The sequence below is a fragment of the Dyadobacter ginsengisoli DSM 21015 genome (assembly GCF_059568735.1).
In genome coordinates this window covers 74744-99855 of the sequence record NZ_JCANTY010000013.1, presented here as the reverse complement: position 1 = coordinate 99855, position 25112 = coordinate 74744, and the positions used below count along the sequence as shown (strand labels likewise).

General features: G+C 48.8%; 20 protein-coding genes. 15 read left to right on the top strand and 5 right to left on the bottom strand.

All coding sequences use genetic code 11. The annotated features are described in order from the left end of the window. Positions 1–5: 5 nt before the first annotated feature. Positions 6–1400 carry an NADH-quinone oxidoreductase subunit N gene (locus BP71_RS35250; protein ID WP_496386377.1) on the top strand — a complete coding sequence of 465 codons (1395 nt, stop codon included), beginning with the start codon at positions 6–8 and terminating at the stop codon, positions 1398–1400. Between the two features lie 119 nt (positions 1401–1519). Continuing rightward, positions 1520–2662, top strand: coding sequence for a polysaccharide biosynthesis protein (locus BP71_RS35245; RefSeq protein ID WP_496386376.1), 1143 nt, complete (start codon positions 1520–1522; stop codon positions 2660–2662). Here BP71_RS35245 and BP71_RS35240 read toward each other — a convergent pair whose 3' ends face one another. Further along, positions 2663–3574, bottom strand: coding sequence for an alpha/beta hydrolase (locus BP71_RS35240; RefSeq protein ID WP_496386375.1), 912 nt, complete (start codon positions 3572–3574; stop codon positions 2663–2665). It abuts the gene before it with no gap. Between the two features lie 412 nt (positions 3575–3986). Between BP71_RS35240 and BP71_RS35235 the strand changes: the two genes are divergently transcribed. The 5 genes from BP71_RS35235 (at position 3987) to BP71_RS35215 (ending at position 8644) form a co-directional block, all read left to right on the top strand. Next, on the top strand, positions 3987–4760 hold the full coding sequence (locus BP71_RS35235; RefSeq protein ID WP_496386374.1) for an alpha/beta fold hydrolase: 774 nt from the start codon (positions 3987–3989) through the stop codon (positions 4758–4760). 90 nt (positions 4761–4850) lie between these two features. Then, the gene (locus BP71_RS35230; protein WP_496386373.1) at positions 4851–5522 is read left to right on the top strand and encodes a CBS domain-containing protein; all 672 of its coding nucleotides are present in this window, start codon (positions 4851–4853) and stop codon (positions 5520–5522) included. Between the two features lie 91 nt (positions 5523–5613). Further along, positions 5614–6489 carry an NAD kinase gene (locus BP71_RS35225; protein ID WP_496386372.1) on the top strand — a complete coding sequence of 292 codons (876 nt, stop codon included), beginning with the start codon at positions 5614–5616 and terminating at the stop codon, positions 6487–6489. 28 nt (positions 6490–6517) lie between these two features. After that, on the top strand, positions 6518–7540 hold the full coding sequence (locus tag BP71_RS35220) for a dipeptide epimerase (RefSeq protein ID WP_496386371.1): 1023 nt from the start codon (positions 6518–6520) through the stop codon (positions 7538–7540). 9 nt (positions 7541–7549) lie between these two features. Further along, the gene (locus BP71_RS35215) at positions 7550–8644 is read left to right on the top strand and encodes an aminotransferase class I/II-fold pyridoxal phosphate-dependent enzyme (protein WP_496386370.1); all 1095 of its coding nucleotides are present in this window, start codon (positions 7550–7552) and stop codon (positions 8642–8644) included. Between the two features lie 6 nt (positions 8645–8650). On the opposite strand, the gene tatC is transcribed toward BP71_RS35215, so the two are convergent. After that, entirely contained in the window at positions 8651–9532 is an 882-nt protein-coding gene (gene tatC, locus BP71_RS35210) for a twin-arginine translocase subunit TatC (RefSeq protein ID WP_496386369.1), read from the bottom strand. A gap of 138 nt (positions 9533–9670) precedes the next feature. Further along, positions 9671–10702 carry a pyruvate dehydrogenase (acetyl-transferring) E1 component subunit alpha gene (gene pdhA, locus BP71_RS35205; protein WP_496386368.1) on the bottom strand — a complete coding sequence of 344 codons (1032 nt, stop codon included), beginning with the start codon at positions 10700–10702 and terminating at the stop codon, positions 9671–9673. A 127-nt stretch (positions 10703–10829) separates the two neighbouring features. Between pdhA and recF the strand changes: the two genes are divergently transcribed. Further along, positions 10830–11924: a DNA replication/repair protein RecF gene (gene recF / locus BP71_RS35200; protein ID WP_496386367.1), complete on the top strand. Its 1095-nt coding sequence runs from the start codon at positions 10830–10832 to the stop codon at positions 11922–11924. 79 nt (positions 11925–12003) lie between these two features. On the opposite strand, the gene BP71_RS35195 is transcribed toward recF, so the two are convergent. Further along, a complete protein-coding gene (locus BP71_RS35195) occupies positions 12004–13071 on the bottom strand; it encodes a mannose-1-phosphate guanylyltransferase (RefSeq protein WP_496386366.1) in 1068 nt (355 codons plus the stop codon). 289 nt (positions 13072–13360) lie between these two features. Here BP71_RS35195 and BP71_RS35190 point away from each other — a divergent pair, with 289 nt between their 5' ends. Continuing rightward, positions 13361–16444, top strand: coding sequence for a carboxypeptidase-like regulatory domain-containing protein (locus BP71_RS35190; protein ID WP_496386365.1), 3084 nt, complete (start codon positions 13361–13363; stop codon positions 16442–16444). Between the two features lie 5 nt (positions 16445–16449). Here the strand turns inward: BP71_RS35190 and upp are convergent, their stop codons facing one another. Beyond that, entirely contained in the window at positions 16450–17094 is a 645-nt protein-coding gene (upp, locus tag BP71_RS35185; protein WP_496386364.1) for a uracil phosphoribosyltransferase, read from the bottom strand. A gap of 127 nt (positions 17095–17221) precedes the next feature. Between upp and BP71_RS35180 the strand changes: the two genes are divergently transcribed. The 6 genes from BP71_RS35180 to BP71_RS35155 all read left to right on the top strand — a co-directional run bounded on the left by BP71_RS35180 (position 17222) and on the right by BP71_RS35155 (position 25112). Beyond that, positions 17222–18985 carry a capsule assembly Wzi family protein gene (locus tag BP71_RS35180; protein ID WP_496386363.1) on the top strand — a complete coding sequence of 588 codons (1764 nt, stop codon included), beginning with the start codon at positions 17222–17224 and terminating at the stop codon, positions 18983–18985. An 18-nt stretch (positions 18986–19003) separates the two neighbouring features. Continuing rightward, entirely contained in the window at positions 19004–19867 is an 864-nt protein-coding gene (gene nadC / locus BP71_RS35175) for a carboxylating nicotinate-nucleotide diphosphorylase (RefSeq protein WP_496386362.1), read from the top strand. Between the two features lie 35 nt (positions 19868–19902). Further along, the gene (locus tag BP71_RS35170; RefSeq protein ID WP_496386361.1) at positions 19903–22011 is read left to right on the top strand and encodes a ComEA family DNA-binding protein; all 2109 of its coding nucleotides are present in this window, start codon (positions 19903–19905) and stop codon (positions 22009–22011) included. 56 nt (positions 22012–22067) lie between these two features. Then, complete coding sequence (gene recQ, locus BP71_RS35165; protein WP_496386360.1) at positions 22068–24215, top strand: DNA helicase RecQ; 2148 nt, start codon at positions 22068–22070, stop codon at positions 24213–24215. 65 nt (positions 24216–24280) lie between these two features. Continuing rightward, complete coding sequence (locus BP71_RS35160; RefSeq protein ID WP_496386359.1) at positions 24281–24664, top strand: RidA family protein; 384 nt, start codon at positions 24281–24283, stop codon at positions 24662–24664. Positions 24665–24812: 148 nt separating this feature from the next. Then, the gene (locus tag BP71_RS35155) at positions 24813–25112 is read left to right on the top strand and encodes a hypothetical protein (protein WP_496386358.1); all 300 of its coding nucleotides are present in this window, start codon (positions 24813–24815) and stop codon (positions 25110–25112) included.

Here is a 25112-nt window from a genome sequence, read left to right as displayed (position 1 = left end):
AGAATATGTATCCCATTATATTGTTGTCGTTTCTTGGAGTTGTCACGCTTTTCCTGGGCTTCTCGAAATCCAAAAACATCCTGCTTCCCGCCACGCTGCTTTTTCTGATCATCGCATTGGGCAGCAACTTTATTGAATGGGGTAAAGGTCCATTCCTTTATTTCAGTGATATGCTGCGGGTCGACAATGTAACCCTGGCATTCAACGGGATTGTTCTGCTTTCTGCGTTTATGATCGTTGCGATCTCAGGAGGATTTCAGGATAACCCGGACTCCGAACCTGCTGAATATTACGGACTGATGCTGTTTTCGCTCGTAGGTGCCATCATGATGATCGGTTTTGAGCATCTGATCATGCTTTTCATCGGTGTCGAAATACTTTCGGTGGCCATGTACATTCTTACCGGGAGCAACAAACGTAACCTGCGCTCCAACGAAGCTGCATTGAAATACCTTTTGATGGGCGCTTTCGCGACAGGGTTCATGCTTTTTGGCATAACGTTGCTTTACGGTGCAACCGGCTCGTTCAAACTGTCGCAGATTCAGGGTTTCGCATCCAACATTCCGCAGGGAACACAATCATACATCCTTTACGCAGGGTTCCTTCTGTTGCTGATTGGCATGCTTTTCAAAGTATCGGCAGCACCGTTTCATTTTTGGACCCCTGATGTTTATGAAGGAGCACCGACGATCTTTACGACTTTTATGTCGACTGTCGTTAAGACTGCCGGGTTCGCCGCACTGTTCCGTTTGCTGACTAACACATTCTCGATTTATGGCTTCTGGTGGATCGTCATAGCGGTTATCGCCGTACTGACATTACTCGTTGGCAACATCGGTGCCAGCAGCCAGAACAGCTTCAAAAGGATGCTTGCCTATTCGGGTATCTCGCACGCCGGATACTTACTGATCGCATTGACCGCCCTGAGCAAACCAACGCAAAGCGCAATCATCTTCTATTCTTTGGCTTATTCGCTGTCAACAATAGCTGCATTCGGAGTGTTGATGCTCGTTTCGAAAGAGAAAACCATCGAAGGCCAACCCAATGAGCGTTATGAGGCTTTCAATGGCCTGGCCAAGCAAAACCCTCTGCTTGCATTTGTACTGACCGTCTCGATGCTTTCGCTGGCCGGCATACCGTTGACCGCAGGTTTCTGGGGTAAATTTTTCATCTTTACCAGCGCGGCAGAGCGCGGCATTATCTGGATCACTGTGATTGCTGTTTTAATGTCAACTGTCGGCATCTACTACTATTTCAGGGTCATTATTTCGTCTTACCTGAAAGAAGGAGATCTGATTAAAATCAGAGTGGCTCCGTTCTACCAGATTATCCTGCTGCTGGCTACATTCCTGACGATCCTGTTCGGTCTTGCTCCCGGCATTTTCGAAGGGCTGATCTGATAAAATATTACCGTTTAAAGGGTTACGGAAAGAGCTGTACATTTTACGGCTCTTTTTTTGTTACTTAACCACCAAAGTTACGTATCAAGAATATCGAACACATATAAAAGATATTCTGGATGCTGAGCTCTCACACCTACCCTCCCTTCCCATTTATGCCGGAAGATCTTCTTGGTCGCGAACCCATTACCCTCGATCCGGAAAACATCATAAAGGAAATCGGCGGTCACACCATCCTCATCTCCGGCGCCGCAGGCTCGATCGGGAGTGAACTGGCTGTGCAGGTTTGTACATATAATCCAGCTGGTGTTATTCTCATTGATCAGGCTGAAACGGCACTGAACGATCTGGATCTCCATCTCAGGCAAAGATTTCCTCAAACCGATATCCAATCCCATGTTGCAAGCATAACCGATGCGCTCCGCATGTCGGAAATATTCTCGCAGGCGCACATACACGGCGTATTTCACGCCGCGGCCTACAAGCACGTGCCATTCATGGAGAGAAACCCTTATGAAGCGGTCAAGACGAATATCCTGGGCACAGAGATCCTTGCAGATCTTTCCGTTGCCTATCACGTCCGAAAATTCATTTACATCTCTACAGACAAGGCCGTCAGACCGGCCAGTGTTATGGGTGCGACGAAAAGGTTCGGAGAAATCTACCTCCAGTACCTCGCCCGGGAATATCCGCAACAAACCCATTTCATTATTACCCGGTTTGGCAATGTACTCGGTTCCAACGGCTCATTTCTGATCCGGTTTGCCAGGCAAATTCAGAATGGCGGTCCTGTGACCATTACCCACCCGGACGCCAACCGTTACATGATGACGGTCACCGAGGCCTGTCAGCTTGTACTCGAGGCCAGCGCGATCAGTTACGGCAGCGAAATATTGTCGTTCGATATGGGCCAGCCGATCCGGATTACCGATGTCGCCCGGCGAATGATTATTCAGGCTGGTTTGCTGCCGGAAAAAGACATTTTTCTCGAATACACGGGGCTAAGGCCCGGCGAGAAGCTGTCGGAGGACCTTCCGGAAGAAGACAACCTTGCAGCCCGACACGGAAAGATCAAAACGACGCGATTCCCGGAAGCTTCCGGCATGTGCGTAAGACAGTCTATGTCGGCATTACAGAAAGCACTGGATTCCGGCCAGCCGGAGCGGATCGTGGCTGTGTTGAAAATGGTTATCCCCGAGTACATCAGCGCGAATTCGCCCTTCTCCAAACTGGATTCCGTGGAAGAAATCCAACCGGGCTGATCATTTTAAAGGAAGTATTCCGGTTGTGCGCATCCAATGCAAACATCGCCCGAACCATTCTTCGAAAGCGGGTACTTTGAGATAGCCGTGCTCGCCTTTGGAATAAATATGCATATCGGCGGCGATGCTTTTTGCATTCAATGCTTCATAAAACCGGATACTATTGGAAACCGGCACGACGGTGTCGTCACCCGCATGCGTCAGATACGCGGGCGGCGTGGTGGTTGTAACCTGCAACTCGTTAGAGAAGTACTTCACTTTATCCATTTGCGGAGCGGGTCCGAGCAAATTAGTGGCTGACCCCTTATGCCCTATTTTATCCAGAAAACTGATAACAGGATAGACAAGGATCATAAAATCCGGACGAAGGCTCGTTTTTGCCGGATTTTCGATGAAGCTGCTATCATAATGTGTTCCCGCAGTAGCTGCCAGATGCCCTCCGGCTGAAAAGCCCATAATGCCAATTTTACTACCGTCAACACCCCATTCCGTCCCTCTTTCCCTTACTGTTTTGATAGCCTGTTGTGCATCTTGGAGCGGTCCGATTGACTTGTCTTTCATAATCCGGTCGCTGGGTAATCTGTATTTCAATACGAATGCCGCTATACCTGCTTCATTCAATGCCTTTGCAACCTGAAATCCCTCCCGGTCGATTACAAGCACACCGTACCCGCCCCCGGGGCAAACAATAACCGCCGCTCCGTTCCCTTTGCCCTCTGGTGGAAGAAAAATACGCAATGTAGGTTTGGAGACATTCCTTATCACATTGTTCTGGTTGGTTTCCTGATTTTCGGCGTCGATAGCATGGGGTACTTTCCCGGGATAAAGCGGAATTTCTGTTTGCGCCAGTAACGGAATGTTCAAAACTTGGATGATCAGTAATGCAGCGATCAGGCGGGAAATCTTCTTCATTTTCAGATAATCAAAGAATTTACAGACGGATTTAATTTTTTTCTAATTCCTTTTCAATATAAATTCTGGCTAAATTTCGGTTAGACTCCAAGTGGCTTGACGTAACTATAACCGGTTCGCCTGAACCGCAATCCGGTCAGCAGGAAAGCCGACCAATGGGGTAAGACTTAATTTGACAAAATATACCTGTGCGACAGGGGAGGGGCAGCCTTCCATCGGAGGAACAGAATTGCATCATTCTGTGTTAATCGACTTATTCTTTTATTATTAATATAATATTTACAAGAAATTCGAAACCCGTTTGTTACTTTACGTCATTGAACAACCAAAAAAATAACTAGTTTTGTAGAGTATCCTTATCATGCACTAGTTTCTTTGATAAGTTATAAATGGTCTTAAATCCACAAAAAGAATGAAATATCCAGTACGTGCGGAAGGCAGGTTTCAGTTTATCGACGAGGGAAAGGGCGAGACTTTACTGCTTTTGCATGGCCTTTTCGGGGCATTGAGCAATTGGGATGGAATTATAGACCATTTTTCTACCCGTTACAGAGTCGTGATCCCGCTTCTGCCCATATACGAACTTCCTCCGCGGGAAGCCGGACTGGAAGCATTGCTGACATTTCTTGAAGACTTCGTTTCCTTTAAAAACCTTACCAACGTAACCACCATCGGCAATTCGCTCGGAGGTCATATCGGTCTGCTATACACATTGAAAAACCAGGAGAACGTTCAGCGTCTCGTGCTTACGGGAAGCTCCGGCCTGTTCGAAAACTCAATGGGCGGCTCGTTCCCGAAACGGGGTAGCTATGATTATATAAAGGAACGCGTGGCTTATACATTTTACGATCCGGAAGTTGCTACAAAAGACCTGATCGACGAGGTGTTTGAAACCACATCGAGCATTCCAAAGTGTATGAGCATTGTCGGAATCGCCAAATCAGCCCAACGTCATAATCTGGCCAAAGATTTGCATCAAATCAACGTGCCGACGCTCCTGGTGTGGGGATTGAATGATACGATCACTCCGCCTCACGTCGGGTACGAATTCAACCGCCTGATCGCCAATTCCGAATTGTACTTTATTGACAAGTGTTGCCATGCGCCGATGATGGAGCATCCGCATGAGTTTAATGTGATACTGGAAAGCTTTCTGGAAAAGCACGTGTCAGTACAGGTTGCCTAGTTGGCCGGGAATTGGGCCGAAATTTCTTTTGCTACGAAAGTTGATCCATATATTGTTTTTTTATAGCTTCGGAAAATGACGTTCTGACCCATGCTAGCAGCCAATCTCATCAACCCAATGATCCCAGTCCTGAAACCGAATGATTCGGTGGGTACGGCATTGGATTGGATGGATGAATTCGGCACCAAACAGCTGGTCGTTGCCGATTCCGGTTCTTATCAGGGTATCGTTTCGGAAGACATTCTCTTCGATATCACCGACATTTCCGAGCCGCTTTCCAAAGTTATCATTCAGCATAAGGATATATTCGCAACAGAAGATCAGCATCCTTACGAGCTCCTTCGGTTAGTCAATCAATTTGGGCTGCTGATAATTCCGGTACTGCACGAAGACCGTACATTTGCCGGCAGTATCCTCGTCACTAATCTTGTCGAGCAGTTTGTCAACGAGCTGGGTATTCAGGAAAAAGGTGCTGTGATCGTGCTGCGTGTTGCAGAAAGAAGTTACTCTCTGTCCGAAATCAGCCGGTTGATCGAGTCCAACGGCGTAAAAATTCTGAGCAGCTATTATTCCTCAGGGGAAGTTTACAATCCCACCAACGAAGCTCGCCTGACCCTTAAACTCAACCGGACCCACATTACCCCCATTATAGCCACGCTGGAACGTTTCGGATACGAAATCGAAGAAGCGCACGCCAACGATCCCATTGAAAGCCTGGATCAGGAGCGGCTCGATATGCTTTTACGCTATCTGGCCACCTAAATCCGGTCACTCGTAAATGCATCCTGGCTTTTGAATCGGCCCATTTGTCGTGTATCTTTCGGGGGAAACCAGCAGTTTTACTTTTTCATTCATGAAAATAGCTATCCACGGACGCAACTTCAATGAGTCCGCCCGTCCGTTCATTGAAAATATGTTCGGTGAACTGTCCCGCAGGAAAGTCGAAGTTCAGCTTTCGAAAGCTTTCCGCACATTCCTGGACCAAAACAACGTTACACACTATTCCGAGCTGGTTTATGAAAAACCCGAAGAACTCTTTGACGCGCGACTCGTCGTAAGTATGGGCGGTGACGGAACACTGCTGGAAACCATTTCCCACGTTGGTAAAAAACAGACCCCTGCCATAGGAATCAATGTCGGACGCCTGGGCTTCCTGGCTACTGTGCCACCCGAGCGCATTTCAGACATGATAACCGCCCTGGAAAACAGCCAATTCCGGATCGATGAGCGCACACTTGTCGAAGTCGAGTCCAACATTGACCTCTTTGACGGCCTGAATTTCGGCCTCAACGACTTTACAATCACCAAGACGGATACTTCGTCGATGATCACGGTTCATACCTACCTGAACGACGAATTTCTGAATTCGTATTGGGCCGATGGTTTGATCATCTCGACCCCCACGGGCTCGACCGGCTATTCCCTGAGCTGCGGAGGCCCGGTATTGGTGCCACATTCCCAGAATTTCATCGTGACACCCATCAGCCCGCATAATCTGAATGTACGCCCGCTGGTGGTCGAAGACACGGCGATTATCCGGCTGGAAGTCAAAAGCAGGAGCAGCAATTTCCTGGTCTCGCTCGATGCTCGTTCCCGTATCGTGGATGAAAACACGCAATTGCTGGTTAGAAAAGCGGGCTTTATTGCCCGGCTTATCAAGATGAAAGACGACAGCTTTTTGAATACCTTAAGAAGTAAATTATCGTGGGGTCTCGATATGCGAAACTAACGATGATATTCACCGACCCCTATACCCTATGAAGCTTTCCTACTACCGGTTCGATCTCGCACTCAGACATACATTCACCATTGCGCATGACTCACGCGACATTCAGCAGACCTTGATTGTCAGACTAGACGACGATGGGCTTTGCGGGTTTGGCGAGGCTACTGCCAATCCCTACTATGGCATCACGATCGATAACATGATCGAAGCCCTCGAAACCGCTAAATCGCTCATTGAGTCGGAGAACTATCGGTCAGCGGAAGAATTGTGGGCACTGGTCCATCCAAAACTGAAATCCAATTCATTTGCCCAATGTGCGCTTGACGAAGCTGCGCAGGATCTTTTTGCTAAAAAGAAAGGACAGAAACTGTATGAAAGCTGGGGACTACTACCCGACCGCATTCCGATGACCAACTTTACCATTGGTATCGATACTGTGGAAAAAATGGTCGCCAAGATGAAGGAAATGCCCTGGCCGATCTATAAAATTAAACTGGGCACGCAGGAGGACCTCCGTATCGTGCAGGAACTTCGCAAAAATACCGATGCGCTTTTCCGCGTCGATGCCAACTGTGGCTGGACGGCGAAAAAAACCATTGAACTGGCTCCGCAGCTCGCTGCGTTAGGTGTCGAATTCATCGAACAGCCCTTGCCTGCCGATGATATAACCGGCATGAAAAAAGTATTTTCCCAAAGCACGCTTCCCGTGATCGCAGACGAAAGCTGCATTATAGAAAGCGATGTAAAAAACTGTGCAGGACTATTCCATGGTGTGAATGTAAAGCTGACCAAATGCGGCGGACCTACCGCTGCATTGCGCATGATAGCCGAAGCAAAAAGCCTGGGCATGCAAACCATGATAGGCTGTATGACAGAAACCAGTATCGGTATCTCCGCCATCGCCCATCTGTTGCCACTTCTGGATTATGTCGACATGGACGGGTCATTACTGATCACCAATGACCCCGCAACCGGCGTTACATTCGACGATGGAAAAATCATTTACGCGTCCGGCTACGGAACCGGTGCGACCCTGAAACCAGAATTCCTGTAACCCTGCGCCGTGGCAACCTATCATACCCGCCAACTTCCCGGAAGGACTGTCGAGACGAACGACGGACGACATTACCTTTGGTTCAGCGGGACAGATTACCTGGGTATGGGACACAACGAAGCCCTTCGTAGATATTTGCAACTGGCTACGGCGACTTTCGGAAATCATTACGGGAGTTCGAGAAACAACAGCCTCCGACTCGACATTTACCCGGAAGCAGAGGCTAATCTCGCTAGTTTCGTGAATGCTCCGGCTGCGATGATCGTCTCTTCCGGTATGTGGGCAGGGCAGCTGCTGATGAAGGAAATCGAAGCCATTGTTTCCAGGCAATCCATTCAGTCCGATGTCAGGTACCATTATGCGCCGGGTGTCCATCCCGCTCTTTGGGGCAATCAATTTCAGCGAACGGAAATGGATTGGGCCGAATGGGCAGGATGGACGGTTCAAAAAATCAACGGCTCGGCTCCGGGATCCACGCACATTATTTGCACCGACGCCGTGGGTTCGCCTATCGTAAAGGCTTTTGATTTCTCCATTTTCAATGGACTGAAAGATTCTACCCAGGTATGGCTGCTGATTGACGAATCCCATTCGCTCGGTGTTCTTGGCAAGGAAGGAAAGGGCATTTTACCACAACTCGATGAAAAGATTTTGGCACAAACCATTTTTGTGTCGTCCCTGAACAAGGCGATGGGAATTCCTGCCGGGGCTATCTGGGGGGCCGGGGCGGCGATTGAAACATTGCAAAAATCTCCCTGGTACGCGGGCGCGTCCCCGCCAGCACCTGCCTATGCGTATGCGTTAAAAATGCTTTTGGAACAGGACCATTATCGGGCTGCACATGCACTACTGATGAAGAATGTTACTTATTTCAATGAGCTTATAAAACGGGGCACGCATTTCGATTCCCTAGCAAGCTATCCCGTATTTTGTTCGCGCAATGCTGCATTGTTTGATCATCTGCTTCAAAATGGCATCATGGCATCGTGTTTCCCCTACCCTTCTGCCAGCGATGCGCCGGTAACCCGCATTGCGATCAGCACCCTGCACCAACAAGAAGACCTCGACCGGTTGGCCGAGGTCTGTCAAAAGTTTAATGCCTGAACCTACCTAGTCTTCGGTACTGGTATTACCCAATGTCGCCAGGCGCTTTTCCTCACGGATCTTTTCCCGCTCCACTTTTCCGGAAACCATAATACTCACCTCATAGAGCAGGAACAATGGAATTGCGACCAGAATCTGGCTATAAATATCCGGCGATGGCGTAATAACCGCCGCAACGATCAGGATAACGATCATGGAATGCTTACGGTATTCCTTCATGAATGCGGGTGTCAGAATTCCGATTTTCGACAACACAAACACCACGATCGGAAGCTGGAATGCCACACCACAAGCCAATGTAAGCGTCGCGACCAGGGAAATGTAAGAGGATATGCTGAATTCGTTGATAATCGATGGGTCCAGCGTGAAGTTGGCAAGGAAGTTGATCGCCAGCGGCGTTACCACATAGTACCCGAACAGCACGCCGGAGAAGAACAGGAAAGTAACGTAAAAAACAGCTCCGCGTGCAGATCGCCGCTCCGAAGGTTTCAAACCGGGCTTGATAAAACGCCATACTTCCCAGAATGCATACGGAAATGCGAATACAAGACCGGCTATTACTGATGAGGTCATACTCATAGTAAACTGATCACCCATTCCGATCGCCTGCAATTTGAAGTTCAGCGCTTTGATACACAAATCCTCGTAACCCACGATCACCGACAACTTGCAAAGCATTTTGTAAGTCCAGAAATCGGACCGGGAAGGGGCGATGATTACATAGTGATAAAGCTCTTTAATGTAAACGAAAGCGAGTATTGCAAATACCAGAATCGAAGCACCAGCACGAATGACATGCCATCTCAGCTCTTCGAGATGCGAGATGAACGACATCTCCTTGCCTTCGCCTTCCTCTTCTTCGTTTTCAAAATCCTGATCCAGGGACATACTTTAAATTATTACTAGAACTCAATCTACGTGAAAAACTTAACACAGGATCAACTCCCGTTTACTAAAAGCTGAAATTACTTAAAAAACCCGTCGAAGTAATCCGGCGGGTTTTTTATTCATGCGTTTCGGATTATACTAATCCATCACAAAAGGATAATCGTTTTCGGCATACACATCCGTATAGGCTTCTTTCGGATCCGGCCATTCCGAATCTTCCGCGAACTGGACACATTCGGCAACGACCTCTTTCACTTTTTTATCAATATTTTCAAGTTCCTCTTCGGTAGCAAGTTTGTTTTCCAGGATCACCGAACGGATTTGCTCGATTGGATCACGGTGTTTGTATTCTTCCACCTCCTCTTTCGAACGGTATTTCTGAGGATCAGACATCGAATGCCCGCGGTAACGGTAAGTCCGGAATTCAAGGAAAGTAGGTCCTTCGCCTTTTCGCGCGCGGTCCGCCGCGCGTGACACCGCTTCGTGTATCGCCTCAACGCTCATGCCATCCACAGGCTCCGAGGGGATATCATAAGCTTCGCCAAGGGTGTAAAGCTCAGTCACGTTAGATGTACGTGCCACGGAAGTACCCATGGCATATCCGTTGTTTTCCACTACAAAAATCACAGGCAACTTCCAGCTCATCGCCATATTCAGCGTTTCGTGGAATGAACCCTGGCGGATCGCGCCATCACCGAAGTAACAGATACACAGGTTATCGGTTTTGTTATATTTCTCCGCAAATGCCAGACCAGCGCCCAGGGGAATCTGACCTCCGACGATACCATGGCCTCCGACGAAGCCATTTTCCTTGTCAAAGATGTGCATTGAACCACCCTTACCTTTGGTGGTACCGGTTTTCTTGCCGTAAAGTTCTGCCATGATTGCCTTCGGATCAGTACCCAATGCAATGGGGATACCGTGGTCACGATAAGCCGTAATGTATTTGTCGCCTTTTTTCAAAGCGCTTACCGCACCGGAAGAACAAGCTTCCTGGCCGATATACAAGTGACAAAAACCACGAATCTTCTGCTGACCATAAAGCTGGCCCGCTTTTTCTTCAAAACGACGTTGTAGAAGCATATTCTCAAACCAGAACATATAGCGTTCGGTCGAATGCTGTAATTTTTTGGGGGCTGAAGCTTTCTTTTTCTCAGTAACGGTGGCCATGTATTTGGTTCTCGTTTATAAAGACAGAACTTTGTCTTAAAGTTAGTGGTTTGAACAGAGTCTGTTTTTGCCGTACTCACGCAAATGATTTGCGAAAATAAGCATAAACTAAATAACAAAGAAGTTCATGTGGCTAGAAAAGCTCCACCTTACATACTTTAAAAGTTATGAGGAGAAGGCCTTCACTTTTGGAAAACATGTGAACTGTATAGTCGGAGAGAACGGCAGCGGAAAGACAAACCTCCTCGACGCAATCTATTTTCTAACGCTTACCAAAAGCGCATTTCACAATCAGGACGCGCTGGGAGTGCGCCATGCTAACGATTTCTTCCTGCTTGACGGTGTATTCAATGAGTCGGGCAAGCACATCCAGATCACATGCAGCCTGCAACGGGGCCAGCGAAAGGTTTTCATGGCCGACAAGAAGCATTATGACCGCCTAAGCGACCACATCGGGCTTTTTCCCGTGGTATTGATCGCCCCGGACGACACCGACCTGATCCGCGACGGCAGCGAGGAGCGAAGACGCTTTTTCGATGGTGTCCTGGGACAAGCCGTACCTGGCTATCTGGGTGATTTTCTTCAATACAACAAGATATTAACCCAGCGAAACGGACTGCTCAAACTGTTTGCGGAAAGGAATTACCTCGACGAAGACCTGCTGGAAACCTATAACGAACCGCTGATCATCCTTTCGCAGCGGATTTATGAACACCGCAGCGTTTTCATGCAGAAATACATCCCGATTTTTCATAAATACTATGAATTCCTGAGCAGCGGGCATGAAAAAGTGGACGTGATTTACGAAAGCGAAGTAGCGAGTCCTGATTTTCCAACCGAATTCAGGCGCAATCGCAGCCGCGACCTGCACGCGCAGCGCACAGGGAAGGGCGTGCACAAGGATGAATATGTTTTCGAAATCGACGGGGTAACCCTGAAGAAATTTGGGTCGCAGGGGCAGCAAAAGTCTTTTTTAATTGCATTGAAACTTGCGCAGTTCGAACTACTGAAAGAGGAGAAGAATAAAACGCCGATCCTTTTGCTCGACGACATCTTCGACAAACTCGACGATCGCCGCATCCACAAGCTCATCGAACTCATCGACACCGGTTTCCTCGGCCAGGTATTCATCACCGATGCCCGGCCCGAGCGCTCACAGCGCATTTTGGAGCATGTAAAGGCGGATGTGAGGTTTTTTGAGATTGAGAAGGTTCTGAATTGAAGAGGTAAACTTTTCTGCACTTGCTTCCAGACAAAAAAAGCCAGGTCTCACAACCTGGCTTTGAACTTGATAATGCTTCTTAAACATATTTTGGATCGAGCTCCTTAGCCTGGGCTACGAACTCCTTCACTTTCTGTTCGTCGTCCTTTTTGCAGATCAGAAGTACCCCGTCAAATTCAGCTACGATAAAACCGTCGAGCCCATTGATCACAACCAGCTTATCCTGCGGGGTTTTGATGATCGAGTTGGTCGTATTGTGCAGAATAAGGTTGCCATCCGTAACATTCATATTGGCATCCTTTTCCGAAACTTCATACATCGATTTCCAGGTACCCAGGTCCGACCATCCGAAGCTGGCCAGAACGACGTGTACATTGTCGGCCTTTTCCATGATCCCATTGTCAATGGAAATGCTGCCGCAGTGCTGATACGCCCGCTGCACAAAATTGTCTTCCGTATCCAGATAATAATGATCGTTTCCACCCTGGAAAATCTCGGCTATGTTTGGCTGGAATTGCGCTAGTGCCTTTTTAAATGCATTAATATTCCAGACAAATATGCCGGCATTCCAGACAAAATCCCCGCTGTCCAGAAACTGCAGTGCGAGTTCCAGGTGTGGCTTTTCGGTAAACGATTTAACTTTTTTCACCGTCAATTTATCCGGAATGTACTGTATATAGCCATAACCGGTATCCGGGCGTGTTGGCTGGATACCCAACGTTACGAGGATATCCTCATTGCGGGTTGCACCAAGTGCTACCTTGATTGTATCCTTGAATATTTCCTCCTTCAGAATAATATGGTCGGCAGGGGCCACGACCACGTTCGCATTCGGATTGCGGGCCGCAATTTTGTAGCAAGCGTAAGCAATGCAAGGCGCGGTGTTCCGCCGGTGAGGTTCGAGCAGGATCTGATCGTCGGTTAATTCCGGAATCTGCTCTTTAATGAGCTCCTTGTACTCTTGACTGGTAACTATATAAATGTTCTCAATAGGGCAAACGCCATCGAACCGGTCGACAGTCTGCTGCAACAGTGTCCTGCCCGTGCCAAGCACATCGTGGAACTGCTTTGGGAAATCCGTTCTGCTGAAAGGCCAGAACCGGGTGCCCACACCGCCTGCCATGATAATTACATAAGTATCCTGCATTTGTGTTGTGTAAGGTATATTTTGTTATAACGTTAAATAAAATCACCCAAAACTAATGATAAAGAGTCAGTATGCTCCATCCGTTCCGACGAAAAGTGCGGGAAAGTTAGTTCACGGCGATCTGAGCGCCTCCCGGGTAAAAATTAAATGCCGGTTTAGCATCGATTCATTTTTTGCTTTTAATTCCTCCTCCCTTTAGAATTGTAACCGTATAAAGAAAAAATAGGACACAATTACAACGAGCCTGATTTCTTGTTAACTTGTTACTAACATCAACCCATTAAAAACCATGAACTCAATCTCTACATCCTTCAAAATTTCGCGGTACTGCCTCTTCTTATTGTTGCTTTGCCAACATTCTTTTGCACAGATTAGTTTAACCGGAAAGGTAACGGAGTCCGTCACCGGAGAACCGCTTGCCGGTGTCAGCATCCGCATACAGGGCAAAGTGGCAGGTACCATTACCGATACAAAAGGTGAATTTAGGCTCGCCACTTCATCGAATCCCCCATTTTCGATCATTTTCTCTTCGGTGGGATTTCAGTCGCAGGAAATAGCTGTCACAGCAAGTATGTCCAATCTCGATATCAAGTTAGCCGAGCAACCCATTCTTGGTAAGGAAATCGTCGTTTCTGCGTCGAAAGTCGAGGAAAGTGTTATGAAGTCACCTGTTGCAGTTGAAAAACTGAATATCCGGGGCATTCGTGACACACCGTCCACCAATTTTTACGACGCACTTGCCAACCTTAAGGGTATCGACATGACTACCCAGGGTGTCCTGTTCAAATCGGTGAACATGCGTGGCTTCGGGGCCACGGGTAATCCACGGACTGTCCAGATGATCGACGGTATGGATAACCAGGCACCCGGCCTTAACTTTCCGCTCGACAATATTATCGGAATGTCGGAGCTGGACGTGGAAAGCGTAGAGGTGTTGCCGGGAGCGGCTTCCGCGCTGTACGGACCCAATGCCGTAAACGGCCTGATCCTGATGAACAGCAAAAGTCCTTTTCTATACCAGGGTTTGAGCGCCAATGTCAAGGGCGGGGTCATGCACGAATCCAACCGTTCCAAAGCGACCACACCCTTTGTCGACGCCACGATCCGTTATGCAAAAGCATTTAACAACAAGGTCGCATTTAAAGTCAACCTGTCATACATCAAGGCCAAAGACTGGGAGGCAACCAACTATACCAATCTCAATGTGGGGGGTAATGGAGATCCCGCCAGAGGCAAAGGTACCGACCTCGATTATGACGGTGTGAATGTTTATGGCGACGAAATCCAAACCAATATCAATGCAGTGGCCAAAGCGCTGGCAGCGGTGGGTCAGATTCCTCAGGAGGCGGTTAATCTCGTGCCCAATACATTTGTAAGCCGAACCGGTTATCGCGAAAAAGACCTCGTCGACTATAATACCCAAAGCTTCAAGGCCAATGCGGCATTACATTACCGGCTGAATGAGAAAGTGGAAGCCATTGCTCAGGTTAATTATGGGTACGGCACTACCGTTTATACCGGGACCGGCCGTTACTCGCTTCGAGATTTTAATCTGACACAGGCAAAACTGGAACTTCGGGGAGACAATTTTACAATAAGAGCATACACCACGCAGGAACGCTCAGGAAAATCATACCTCACCGGTCTCGCGGCAGTTTCCATGCTCGGAGAGATCAAACCGAATAATGCCTGGTTTGGCCAGTATGTAGGTGCATTTGTAGGCGCGCGAGGTGCCGGTACGGCAGAAGCGGACGCGCACCTGCTCGCGCGGCAGGCAGCGGATCAGGGGATGCCTCAACCGGGAAGCGGTGCGTTCAATCAACTGCTCGACAAGTACCGGAATATGCCGATCGTCAATGGCGGAGGAGGATTTGCAGATCGGACCAATATGTATCATGCCGAGGGTTTTTACAATTTCAAAAACCAGATCCGCTTTCTCGAACTGATTGCCGGCGCCAACTACCGCCTTTATACATTGCGCTCAGCCGGGACACTTTTTGCAGACACTAAAGAGGGGCGGGACGGCAGCATTCCGATCAACGAGTTCGGGGCATTTGTCCAGGCGGGCAAAAACCTCCTGTCGGACCACCTGAAACTGACGGGCTCTATCCGCTACGATAAAAATGAGAATTTCGAGGGCCAGTTCACTCCACGGGTGTCCGCTGTTACAACCTTCGGTGAGCATAATATCCGTCTTTCATATCAGACCGGTTTCCGCATTCCTACCACCCAGAATCAATACATCGACCTTAAAACTCCGTCGGGAACTCTGGTAGGCGGGTTACCCGAGTTTGATACCCGGTACAATCTGTCGAACGGTATTCTCCGGCAAAACCTTTCGGAAGCGGCTGTCATGAATGTCGTCAACAGCGATCCCTCGGTGATTGAGAGTGCGAAAAGATACGCCACTGCAGCCGTAACTCAGCAAGCCACAGCCAGCATTACCCAAGCCGTAACCACACAGGTAACAGCGCAAGTCAACCAGGGTGTAGCAGCGGGCACAATTCCCAATAATCCGTCGGTCATACAGGCCGCGATTACAGCGGGGGTCAACCAGGCACTTCCAGGTGTGCTGGCTGCACAACTTCCGGGCATTCTGGCAGCCCAGGTCCCGGGGTTGCTTCCTGACCTGGCCAAGGCATATGCGCTGGAAAAATTGCCCAAATATCAGCCCGTCAAAATGAAGCCCGAACGCATTGCATCCTATGAAATCGGATACAAAGGGATTATTGCAAAAAAGCTGTTTGTTGACGCCTACTATTATATCAGCAAATACAAAAATCTGCTCGGCGGAACGGTCATTGTCGTACCAACGGCCCCGGCCGCGCTCGGCCTTCCGATCGAATCGGGAATCGGTGTAGGGAATTACTCCGGCTATGCACGCACTGTAAATACCAGTGAGACGATCACCACCAGGGGCTTTGCAATCGGATTGAATTATGCGCTGCCAAAGGGTTTCAACGTGGGGGGCAATCTGGCCAACAACGAACTACACGACTTCAAACCTTCACCGGAAGTGCAGTACTCACAGTTCAACACACCGAAATACCGGTATAACGTCAACTTCGGGAGACGCATTACCAGCAGCAATACATGGGGTTTCAATGTCGTGTTCCGCCACCAGCAGGCATTTTTGTGGGAGTCCAGCTTTGTGGTGCCTACAACCACCGACGTACCGGTCTTTTCCAACACACAGGTACCGGCGATCAACAATCTGGATGCTCAGGTCAGTCTGAAAATACCTGTGATCAAATCGATTGTCAAACTGGGTGGGACGAATCTGTTTGGGAAATCCTACATACAATCCTATGCAAGCCCGAATGTAGGCAGTACCTACTATGTATCGATACTGTTTGACCAGCTGCTGAACTAACGCACTTATTTTTCACCATAGGCCAGGTCACCGGCGTCGCCGAGGCCTGGTACTATATAATACTGCTCGTTCAGTTTCTGATCAACCGCCCCGAGCCAGAGACGGCATTGCGGGATCCTTTTCCGGAGATATTCTACTCCTTCGGGACTGGCGATCACCGAGGCAATGTGCGTTTGCGAAGGGATTCCGAAACGTAATAACGCATGATAAACTTTTTCCATCGACCGGCCGGTAGCGAGCATCGGGTCGATCATGACCAGGATCTTACCGGTCAGGTCGGGGCTGGTGATATAATCCATTTCAACCGTAAACTCCTCCTCCGCGTTGATATGATGGCCCCTGTACGCCCCCACAAATGCATTGTCGGCCTTATCGAAAACATTTAGAAAGCCCTGGTGGAACGGCAGTCCCGCACGCATGATCGTGGCTAAAACCATCGGCTGCAACAACGATCTGGCGGAGGCCATACCCAGCGGAGTTTCTACTTTCTCCGTTTTGTAAGTCAGTGTTTTGGATAATTCGTAGGCGAGTAATTCCCCAAGTCTCTCCATATTGCGCCGGAATCTCATCCTGTCTTTCTGACAATTTACGTCGCGTAATTCCGCGAGATAGTGATCTGCAATGGAAGGTTTCTGGGACAGTAAAAACATGGGGATAACAGTTTTTTAGACTACTCCATGCAAGATAATACAAATTCATTGACGTAATTTGGAACACCAATTCTAAAAATTATTGCTAAGAGCTATACTTGCGTGATCAGAAGATATTTTTTTGCCTATGTATCAAGGAATTATCCGGCCTTTTAAAATACTGCTTTTTACACTGGTATCCCTGTCATACGTACAAGCGCAAAGCTCTTTTGTTCCATTCAATGACGACTACTACCATCTGATCGATCGTCTCGAAATCAAGCGCGGCAAGTTCACCGAGGGATTTCATTCGAATGTCAAGCCGTTTGAAAGAAAGGCAGTGGTTGCATTGACCGACTCCATTCTCAAAGAAGGGACCGTGGAGCTTACCGACCGGGATTGGGAAACTATTGATTATCTGAGAGAAGACAGCTGGGAATGGACCAAAGGCATGGTCGCTACAGACTCCGCCAAATACAGCAAGCTGGCGCGGCTAGGTTGGTTCAAATCACCGCCTCCGGGAAAAAAAAGGAAGTTTTTCGATCACCCGGCTGATCTGTACAGCATTCACAACAAGGACTTCGACCTTCATTTTAATTTTACGACCACCAATTTTATCGGTAAGGACAACAGCTATGATACGACCCAATCGCTTTGGTTCACGACCAGAGGCGTGGAAATCCGGGGGATGATCAACGATAAGCTGGGTTTCTACACATTCGTTTCGGACAGCCAGGGGCGTTTTCCGCGCTATGTCGATAATTTCAAGCCGGAATTTAGTTTCCCGGGAGAAGGATTGGCCAAAGTCACCCGCAACCACGGCATCGACTTCCTGTCGGCCAGGGGATATATTACCTTCCGTCCACTCAAAGCGGTTAATGTCAAATTCGGTCACGACCACAACGTTTTCGGCAGCGGCTACCGTTCGCTGATCCTCTCGGACAACAGCAGCCCCTATCTCTTCCTGAGAGTTGATACGCAGCTTGGCAAATTTCATTACACCAACCTGTGGACCAGCATGATCGATGGAGGTAAAGATTCATTCTCCGAGTTTCTGAGAAGAAAGAAATTTGCCGCCATTCACCACCTCAGCGTGAACCTGACCGACAAGATCAATTTCGGCGTATTCGAAGCGGAAGTCTTCAACCGCGACTCCGTGGGCGGCGGATATGACCTGAACTATCTCAACCCGATCATTTTCTATCGCTACATCGAGTCCTATATCGGAAGCCAGGACAATGCATTGCTCGGATTCGACTTCCGCTGGCTGGTGGGTAAGAAGGCTTCGATTTACAGCCAGTTTGTACTCGATGAATTTCTGACCAAATTCCTCTTCAACGGCAGCAAGTCCTGGACGAACAAATACAGCTTCCAGCTCGGCGCTAAATATGTGGACGCATTCGGAGTTCCTAACCTCGATTTGCAGGCCGAATACAATGTTGTGCGACCGTACACCTACTCGCATAAGGACGGCGGGCGCAATTATATGCATTACGGGCAATCGCTCGCCCACCCGCTGGGCGCGAATTTCCGGGAGTATCTCGGGATCTTGCGATATAAAGTCACGCCGAGGTTGTCGATATACGGCACAGTCATGAAGGCAAGCCAGGGTAAAGACCCCACTACCGGCTTACCCATGAATTTCGGCGGCGATATTTCGAAAAACTATGAAACCCGGGGCGACAACCGCGTAGGCGAAAGTGAAGATGGCCAGAAAATCGGTCAGGGTATCAAGGCTTCGACATTATTTACTGATCTTCGTTTGTCTTATTCATTGGCCCACAACCTTTTTCTGGATGGCCGCTATCAAATCAGGAAGGTGAAATCGCAGGATGTAAACGTGGCAACCAACTCCAACGTTTTTACATTTGCAATACGCTACAATATGGCGTACCGGCAACAGACCTACTGATTCAAATTCAACTACATCATGGAAACTGATCCACATGAACTCCGGAATCTTCTCAGACTCGCCCTGCTGGAAGATATCGGTGACGGAGACCACTCATCCCTCGCAAGTGTTCCTGAAAATGCAACCAAGCGCGCCAGACTGCTCGTGAAGCAGGACGGCATTCTCGCCGGCGTAGAAGTAGCGCAAATCATCTTCGACGAAACCGCTGGATATTACAATCACCCCAAAGCGAAAATTGATGTGTTACTTTTTGACGGTTCTGTCGTCAAAACAGGAGACATTGTTTTGACGGTAGAAGGAAATGCCCGGTTGATCCTGAAAGCAGAGCGCCTGGTGCTCAATATCATGCAGCGCATGAGCGGCATTGCCACTTATGCGAGGCAGATGTCGGACCTGATCAAAGACCTGCCGGTAAAACTGCTCGACACCCGCAAAACAACCCCGAACTTCCGCCTCTTTGAAAAAATAGCGGTAAAAATCGGCGGCGCGGTAAACCACCGGATGGGCTTGTATGACATGATCATGCTCAAAGACAACCACGTGGATTATGCGGGAGGCATTGAAGCAGCCATTACTGGTGCCCGGAAATACCTGGAAGAAAACGGCAGAAAGCTCAAAATCGAAATCGAAACCCGCAATCTCTCAGAGGTGGACGAGGTATTGAGAGTAGGTCAGGTGGACATCATCATGCTTGACAACTTCCAGCTGGAAGACCTGCGTGAAGCGGTGAAAAGGATCGGCGGACGCTATGAAACCGAGGCATCCGGGAATATTACCGAAAAAACATTGCGTGCCGTGGCGGAGACCGGCGTGGATGGCATATCCAGCGGTGCGCTCACGCATCAGGCACGAAGTCTGGATTTAAGCCTGAAAGCCTTCTAACCTCTTCATTTTATCAAAAGCGTATGCTGAGATCGATGAAACAGACATACGCTTTTGACCTTCGGGGCTCCGTGGCCGTTCGCTGCCAATTGTGCCTTGCATTACTATTTGCAATAATCTTTCCGCATTGCGAAGCGCAGGAACCCCCGCGGCCGGAAATCGATATCAATGCATTCATCGCCGAGCTTTTTCCAATCCCTCCCGAAGATACCGACGCATCCGAGCTCTATGAAGCGTTGATCCAGCTTTACGCCAGCCCACTGGACCTGAATAAAGGTACCGCCGACGAGCTCTCCGCAACATTTATTTTATCCGAAAAACAACTCCGGTCATTACTGGATTATCGCGAAAAATTCGGCCCATTATTGTCCTTGTATGAATTGCAGGCCGTTCCCGACTTCGACCTCGAGACCATCCGGCGATTGCTTCCTTTTATCACTATCAGCAAACCTGTGCTTTCAATAAACGAGTCGCTCAAAAATCCGGGACAGCATTTTCTGATGTTCAGATCGGGGAAGTTACTCGAAAGACAAAAGGGCTTTTCTCCACTGGATTCCGGCTCATCCTCAACAACCCGCTATCAGGGTTCCGCTTTCAACGGCTACTTGCGCTATCGCAATGCACGTACCGGCTCGCATAGCATTGGCCTGACATTGGAGAAAGATGCGGGAGAAAAGTTCTGGACCTGGCAGCCTAAGCAACAGGTTTTCGGCATTGACTTTCTTTCCTTCCACACACAGATCATGAACCGCGGCAGATTTAAAAACCTGGTGGTTGGCGACTTCCAAATGCAGGCGGGGCAAGGGATGATCACCGGTGCCGGGTTTTCACTGGGTAAAAGCTCGGAAGTCATCCAAACCACCTATCGAAGCACAACAGGCATAAAACCTTATACCTCTTCAACGGAAGCCAATTTCTTTCGCGGCCTGGCAGCAACGGTCCGGGTTGCGGAGCGCACCGACATTACTACGTTTTTTTCAAGAGTAAAAAGGGATGCTACACAGGAAAAGCCGACGGATGAAGCCGCAGAGAGCATCACTACTTCACTACCCCTATCCGGCTATCATCGCACGCCTGCGGAAATCGATAAGCATCATGTACTCACCGAATGGAACGTTGGTCTGCATTTACTGCAAAAGCTCCGGTCAGGGCAGGTTGGCCTGTCATTACTGCAAACGCATTACAGCTCTGTGCTCAGGAAACGGGATCTTCCTTACAACCAATACGAGTTTTCGGGGAAACAAAACTTCATTGCCGGCCTGCATGGCGATTACCGCTGGCAAAACTTTCACTTTTTCGGAGAAAGTGCCTTTTCTCGCAGCGGCGGATTGGGCGCATTGGGTGGTGCGGTTATTAGTTTAGGTAAAAAATGGGATTGTTCGATATTACTCAGACATTATGCCCGTAACTTCCATACTTTATATGGCAATCCAATGAGCGAGGCCACGCGTCCCATCAATGAAACCGGGGCATATGCCGGAATCCGATTTGCCCCGCGCCGCTGGCAACTCAGCGCATTCTACGACCACTTCCACTTTCCCTGGCTGAAATATCAGGTCGATGCACCCTCCAAAGGCTTCGATTATCTCCTTCGGGCACTTTGGAAGCCGAATAAACGGTTCAATGCCTCATTGCTTTTTCACGAAAAACACAAACAAAGCAACGAGCCCGACAGCAAAACAGAACCAGCACCTGTTATTAATTCTACCCGTCGCACAGCAATGCTCAATCTCGAATATGAGGTGCCGATGAAATACACACTACGAACAAGATTCCAATATGGCGGCTTAAAATACGAAGGACTTCGTGGATCGAACGGGTTCACTGTTTTACAGGACATTACCGCACATTTCCGGCAACTGGAGGTCAGCATTCGCCTAGCTTTTTTCAAAACAGACGATTACGACAGCCGACAATATGTTTATGAAAAAGATATGCTGTACGCTTTCTCAATCCCGGCCTATTATGATGCCGGCACGAGACACTACCTGATGCTGCGCTACACCTTCGCTAAGAACCTGAAAATGTGGGTCCGATGGTCTCAAACACGCTACCTCAACCTTGCGCAGATCAGCTCGGGATTGAATGAAATTAGCGGAAACAAACGAAGTGAAATCAAATTGCAGGTCATGTATCTGCTCTGAGTGCCTATTTTTGCACCGCGAAAGGAAATTTAGAAGTACATATTAAACCAATACCGATGTCTGTCAACAAACTGGAAGCATTAAAGAAATATTTCGGATACGACTCCTTTCGTCCGCTGCAGTCCGAAATCATCGATACTGTCATGGTCGACCGCGATTGCCTGGTCCTGATGCCAACCGGTGGCGGTAAGTCTGTCTGTTTTCAAATCCCCGCAGTGCTGCGTGCAGGACTGACTATCGTCATTTCCCCGCTGATCGCACTGATGAAAGACCAGGTAGAAGCATTGCGCGGCAACGGGATCAATGCTGCATTCCTGAATTCGACGCTCTCCGGCCCAGAGCAGGACCAGGTCATGTGGCAGGCTAAACTGGGGGAGCTGAAACTCCTCTACATCGCTCCCGAGAGGCTTTTTTCAGGAAATACGTTTGAGTTTCTGAGGGAATGGAATGTCGGCCTGTTTGCCATCGACGAATCGCATTGTATCTCGTCCTGGGGGCACGATTTCCGGCCGGAATACCGGCAGCTTACGTCATTGAAGCAGCGCTTTCCCAATGTGCCCATTATAGCACTGACCGCAACCGCCGACAGGGTAACACGCCGCGATATTCTTAAGCAGCTGAACATCGAGCACGCCGAAACTTTCATTTCAAGCTTCGATAGACCCAACCTCAGTCTCAATGTACTTCCAGGAAGGAAGCGCATTCAACAGATACAGAGTTTTCTCAAACGTCACGACGGGCAGCCCGGCATCATCTACTGCCTGAGCCGCAAGGGTACTGAAACAGTTGCTGCCAGCCTGCAAAAGGAAGGATTCAGGGTAGCCTACTACCATGCAGGTATGGCTGCCGACAAGCGCTCCCAGGTCCAGGAGAACTTTCTGCGGGACGATATCCAGATCATCGTGGCTACCATTGCGTTCGGAATGGGTATCGACAAATCGAACGTGCGCTGGGTAATTCACTATAATCTGCCTTCCAACGTGGAGAGCTTCTACCAGGAAATTGGTCGGGCCGGCCGCGACGGCTCTCCGTCAGATACCGTGTTGTTTTACAGCTATCTGGACATTATCACCCGGCAGGACATGATCAACAATTCGGACCAGTCGGCGGAGCAAAAGGAACTCCTTCACGCCAAACTGAACCGCATGAAGCAGTATGCGGAGGCGGATATGTGCCGGCGAAGGATCCTTTTGAGCTACTTCAATGAGCCCGTCGAACACGACTGCGGTAATTGTGACGTATGCCGGAACCCACGGACCCGGTTCGACGCGACGGTCATCGCGCAAAAGGCATTGTCGGGCATCGCACGTACCGAACAGAAAGTGGCCATGGGTATGTTGATCGACATCCTCCGGGGTAGCCGTAACCGCAACATTCTGCAACACGGGTATGATCGCTTGCCCACATTCGGCGTCGGGCACGAGCTTCGGGGCGATGAATGGGCTGAATATCTGAGTCAGATGCTGAATTCCGGCATCATGGACATTGCATATGACGAGGCACACAGTTTCAAGCTGAACCCGGTAAGCCGTCAGATCCTGAAAGGCGAACGCCATGTGGAGCTGGTGAAATTCATCCCGCTCAGTGAGCGCAAAGCCAAGGAAGAAGAACTGGTTCCGAAGGAAAAAGCAAAGCAGGAGATCGTCCGGGATGCGCTTTTCGAGCGTCTGCGTACACTGCGAAAGCAACTGGCCGACGCATTGGGCGTACCGCCTTATGTTGTTTTCAGCGACGCGACGCTCTCCGAAATGGCGCAGAGAAAACCAGTATCCGAGGCGCAGATGAAGGCCGTCTCGGGAGTAGGCGCCGAAAAATTCAGACGATATGGGGAAGCATTCATTAACGAAATCCTGAATTTCGCCCGGGAAAACAATCAGCCGGGTACACGGATCATGAAAGGCATGACTTTCGTCGAAACGTTAGACCTTTACAATGCCGGGTATTCCGTCAAAGTGATTGCGGAGAAACGCGATCTTAACCCGGTAACCATCATCTCTCATTTAGTGAAGCTCCGTGAAGATGGTCATCCGGTAGATCTCAAATCACTCATCGATCCCCATTCCTACCAGACGATCACCAGTGCCGCCAACGAAATGCAGGTTGGTAAAAATGATCCCCTGAAGCCCCTCTTCGAGCTGCTGAACGAGCAGTTTGACTATGGGCAGATCCGGATTGCGTTGGCTATAAGGGAAGAGGAAAGATAAATATGGCACGCGGCGTCTGTCCGGTCACTACGTATATTTGCATTTTCAAATACTTAACCATTCATATGTCAAGACAAAATATTCTCTCCGGCTCTCCCTGGGAAGACAAAATGGGCTACTGTCGCGCGGTACGCATTGGAAACATCGTTGAAGTAGCCGGCACTGTCGCGATCGTTGACGGCGAAAAAGTGAAAGCTGATGATGCCTATGCCCAGACCAATAACATCATCGAACGAATCGACAAGGTGTTGCAGGACGCTGGCGCAAGTCTGAACGACGTGATTCGTACACGGATTTTCACCACCGATATTACTTGTTTTGATGAAATCGCGAGAGCTCATGGCGCTTATTTCCGTGACATCAAGCCTACTACCGGAATTTACGAAATCAGTAAACTGGTATCGCCCGACTATCTTGTTGAAATTGAGTTCACTGCGGTGCTTCCGTAAGCTTCTAAATATCAAAAGGCCGCAAATCATGCAGATTTGCGGCCTTTTCACTTTCAATTTCTTTATGTCTTCCAACCTTTTGGCGCGAATTTTGCTCTTTGAAAAGCAGTTGTCTGATTTAAACCCTATGCAAAAGACATCTCTTGTCATGAAAAACAAAATTACACTTCTAATTGCCTCAGTCTTACTGGTTCTCTGCGTAATGCAAAAAGAGTCCAGGTATGGGGCGACCAAGGGCGAAAGTGTAGAAAAAATGTACAATTTTTCGCCAATTGGCCAGAACAACGATAAAACGCAGGAACCACAGTTCGGTGATCAGCTACTGACCGATTCACAAACATTTGAATTCGCCTCGGCCGATACCGTTTCAAAAAAGGAAATATCAGCCCGGCTGGTCAATCAGAGGCTGCTGAACATTTCTTCGGGAGGCAAAATACTAAATTACTAA

Coding starts and splice junctions, on each gene's coding strand:
- BP71_RS35250 (WP_496386377.1), top strand. CDS start 6: ATGTATCCCATTATATTGTTGTCGTTTCTTGGAGTTGTCACGCTTTTC.
- BP71_RS35245 (WP_496386376.1), top strand. CDS start 1,520: ATGCTGAGCTCTCACACCTACCCTCCCTTCCCATTTATGCCGGAAGAT.
- BP71_RS35240 (WP_496386375.1), bottom strand. CDS start 3,574: ATGAAGAAGATTTCCCGCCTGATCGCTGCATTACTGATCATCCAAGTT.
- BP71_RS35235 (WP_496386374.1), top strand. CDS start 3,987: ATGAAATATCCAGTACGTGCGGAAGGCAGGTTTCAGTTTATCGACGAG.
- BP71_RS35230 (WP_496386373.1), top strand. CDS start 4,851: ATGCTAGCAGCCAATCTCATCAACCCAATGATCCCAGTCCTGAAACCG.
- BP71_RS35225 (WP_496386372.1), top strand. CDS start 5,614: ATGAAAATAGCTATCCACGGACGCAACTTCAATGAGTCCGCCCGTCCG.
- BP71_RS35220 (WP_496386371.1), top strand. CDS start 6,518: ATGAAGCTTTCCTACTACCGGTTCGATCTCGCACTCAGACATACATTC.
- tatC (WP_496386369.1), bottom strand. CDS start 9,532: ATGTCCCTGGATCAGGATTTTGAAAACGAAGAAGAGGAAGGCGAAGGC.
- pdhA (WP_496386368.1), bottom strand. CDS start 10,702: ATGGCCACCGTTACTGAGAAAAAGAAAGCTTCAGCCCCCAAAAAATTA.
- recF (WP_496386367.1), top strand. CDS start 10,830: ATGTGGCTAGAAAAGCTCCACCTTACATACTTTAAAAGTTATGAGGAG.
- BP71_RS35195 (WP_496386366.1), bottom strand. CDS start 13,071: ATGCAGGATACTTATGTAATTATCATGGCAGGCGGTGTGGGCACCCGG.
- BP71_RS35190 (WP_496386365.1), top strand. CDS start 13,361: ATGAACTCAATCTCTACATCCTTCAAAATTTCGCGGTACTGCCTCTTC.
- upp (WP_496386364.1), bottom strand. CDS start 17,094: ATGTTTTTACTGTCCCAGAAACCTTCCATTGCAGATCACTATCTCGCG.
- BP71_RS35180 (WP_496386363.1), top strand. CDS start 17,222: ATGTATCAAGGAATTATCCGGCCTTTTAAAATACTGCTTTTTACACTG.
- nadC (WP_496386362.1), top strand. CDS start 19,004: ATGGAAACTGATCCACATGAACTCCGGAATCTTCTCAGACTCGCCCTG.
- BP71_RS35170 (WP_496386361.1), top strand. CDS start 19,903: ATGAAACAGACATACGCTTTTGACCTTCGGGGCTCCGTGGCCGTTCGC.
- recQ (WP_496386360.1), top strand. CDS start 22,068: ATGTCTGTCAACAAACTGGAAGCATTAAAGAAATATTTCGGATACGAC.
- BP71_RS35160 (WP_496386359.1), top strand. CDS start 24,281: ATGTCAAGACAAAATATTCTCTCCGGCTCTCCCTGGGAAGACAAAATG.
- BP71_RS35155 (WP_496386358.1), top strand. CDS start 24,813: ATGAAAAACAAAATTACACTTCTAATTGCCTCAGTCTTACTGGTTCTC.